Origin of the sequence: uncultured Pseudoalteromonas sp. (assembly GCF_963922945.1) — a bacterium.
In the GTDB taxonomy this organism is placed as follows: Bacteria; Pseudomonadota; Gammaproteobacteria; order Enterobacterales; family Alteromonadaceae; genus Pseudoalteromonas.
This window is the reverse complement of the sequence record NZ_CAWUKC010000171.1, coordinates 1-2508: the sequence shown is the minus strand read 5'-3', so window position 1 is coordinate 2508 and position 2508 is coordinate 1. Positions and strand designations below refer to the sequence as shown.

Genomic DNA, 2508 nt, shown 5'->3' with positions numbered 1-2508 from the left:
AACGCTTTTACCTAGGTATAAAGTGATTGTTTCACCACAGAGATGCGAAGGCGAATACCTAGAAAAGTGACTAAACAATACGGGTGCTTTCTCTGTGTAGCGCGAAGCGCCTCAGTGTCCTCGGTGGTGGAATTAATGAGAAGCTGCGCTTCTAACGTGAGCAAGCTCGACGTCTACAAACGGGTATAAAATCGCGCCTACATTGAATCTTAACAGCAGAGTTGAATGATCCTGTAGACGCGCATTGCTTTAACCTTTACGGGTAACCATCAGCGTACATACCCCTGCAATAATTCCCCAAAACGCAGAGCCCACCGAAAGCATAGTTAAGTCAGATGCAGTCACCAAAAATGTCACTATTGCCGCTTCTGTGTATTGAGCAGAGCTTAGCGCTTGCTGCAAGCTATTAGCAATGGTGCCAAATAGCGCAATACCCGCCAAAGCTAAAATGAGTGCTTGCGGTAAACTTGCCACTAAGCCAACAAGCGTTGCCGCACAAAGTGCCATCACAATATAAAATACACCAGCAGCAATACTTGCCCAATAGCGTTTATCGGGGCTTTTATCAGCCTCATCACTCATACAAATAGCGGCGGTAATGGCGGCTAAATTAATTGAATAGGTACCAAATGGTGCCGTTAAAATATTAATAAAACCGGTTACATTAAGGGTGGCCGAAATAGGCGCTTTATAATTATGTGCCTTTAGTACCGCAATACCCGGTAAATTTTGAGAGGTCATGGTCACTATATAAAGTGGTAAGCCAATACTTATACACGCTTGCAAATTAAACACTGGCGCTATGTATGTAAACTCACTTATTTTCCAATGAATGGCGCCAGTATCAATATGCCCCATTTGCCACGCCAGTAGCACACCTGCAATTAATACGCTTAGCATGGCAAAGCGCGCAAAAAAACGTTTGCCTAAAAAATACATAAGCACCATCAAGCCTATAACCAGGGGTAGCTCATTCATAAAATTAAATACGTCTATACCAAAGGTGACCAACACGCCTGCCAGCATGGCACAGGCAAGCTCGCTCGGTATCCGGTTCATTATTTTCTCAAACCAACCGGTAACTCCCGACACAAAAACCAAGGTAGCGGCAAACATAAATGCTCCAATGGCTTCACCTAAATGGTAGCCCTGCGCGCTGGAAATAAGTAAAGCCGCCCCAGTGGTAGACCACGCAATTAAAACCGGCACTTTATAGTAATACGATAACCCAATCGTGGTTATGCCCATTACCAGCCCCAGCATTAATAGCCAGCTAGCAACTAAATCAGGCGTTCCGCCTAAGGTAATAACAACTTGATAAATAAGTGCGATTGAGCTTGAAAAACCAATAATAACAGCCACTAACCCTGCGGTTGCACGATTAAGCAGCTGATCGGAAAACATCATAAAATCCCTCTTAGTTTTTTGTGGTTAAGCTCACAACATACGTGGCCAATGTACGCTTGGCAATTAACGTTTTCGCTATTAAGCGTGAAAAATATTCATTATTTTAAAAAATTTTTGCCCTTTATCGCATCGCTAATTAATTGCCAAATTAAAAACAAATCCAATTCACTTTTTAATGTCTCCACACCGCTAAAACACTCAAAAAACGCCATACTATTTCAATTAATTATCAACCCTATAATGGGTAATATATTTATTTACAATCGCTTACAAAAACACAAACCAATACTTTTTAACTATACAGACAAACTTGATCTAATCATCCATATGATATAAAACATAACAACTAGTTAACCAAAAAACCCGAAAGAGAAACAAATGAAACGCGCCACTATAATCATTATTGCCCTTGGACTAACTGCGGTTGTTATTTATAAGCTGGCATTTAATAACAAAGATATAGAGCCTAAAACAGCTCCTATCGCGGTAGATATAGTGCCGGTTGACTCAAAATTTGCAGCAAACAAAAAAGCACCGCAACCCATAAACATGAGTAAAGACCCCGTTAACGTAAAACCTCAAACAATTGATTTACCCGAGCAAAGCGGAGAGTTTGAAGCCATCAACAAAGTATCAGCAAAAGCCAAAGAGGTACTTAGCAACGCCAAAGTACTGCCAAGCGATTTAAACAACGAAGCTTACATAGAGTTCGATTTAAACGCTTTATACGCCCTTAAAACTGGCGAATCGTTTGATATTTCTATCCCGCAAACTGCCGAGACTTACAGCGCCGAAATTACTTCACTATCAGAAGCAAGTAATGGCGATAAAAGTATATTTGGCCAAGTTATTGGCGCCAACGGACAACTACACACCACAGTGATGACCGTAGGTAAAGATGCAGTTTATGGGCAATTTACCGCACCAAGCGGCAATTACGTGTTTGAAAGTAAAGGTAAATACGGCTGGATTGCCGCCAAACGCGACTTATACAAAAGCCATATAGAACACCATGTAGATGCCCCTTCACCAAAAACAGATAACACCCTAGATATTTTTGCACCAAAAAACACGGAACAACCCAACACGCAGTAACCCAAC

2 protein-coding genes are annotated in these 2508 nt (G+C 41.4%); one reads left to right on the top strand and one right to left on the bottom strand.

The genetic code is table 11. The annotated features are described in order from the left end of the window. Nucleotides 1-249: 249 nt before the first annotated feature. Nucleotides 250-1407, bottom strand: coding sequence for a benzoate/H(+) symporter BenE family transporter (locus AABI99_RS18040; protein ID WP_338367499.1), 1158 nt, complete (start codon nt 1405-1407; stop codon nt 250-252). Nucleotides 1408-1785: 378 nt separating this feature from the next. On the opposite strand from AABI99_RS18040, the gene AABI99_RS18035 reads away from it, so the two are divergent. Then, nucleotides 1786-2502 carry a hypothetical protein gene (locus tag AABI99_RS18035; protein ID WP_338367498.1) on the top strand — a complete coding sequence of 239 codons (717 nt, stop codon included), beginning with the start codon at nt 1786-1788 and terminating at the stop codon, nt 2500-2502. Nucleotides 2503-2508 lie beyond the last annotated feature (6 nt).

What these genes read in the sequence shown, in the direction of transcription:
- AABI99_RS18040 (WP_338367499.1), bottom strand. Translation starts at nt 1,407, where the DNA reads ATGATGTTTTCCGATCAGCTGCTTAATCGTGCAACCGCAGGGTTAGTG.
- AABI99_RS18035 (WP_338367498.1), top strand. Translation starts at nt 1,786, where the DNA reads ATGAAACGCGCCACTATAATCATTATTGCCCTTGGACTAACTGCGGTT.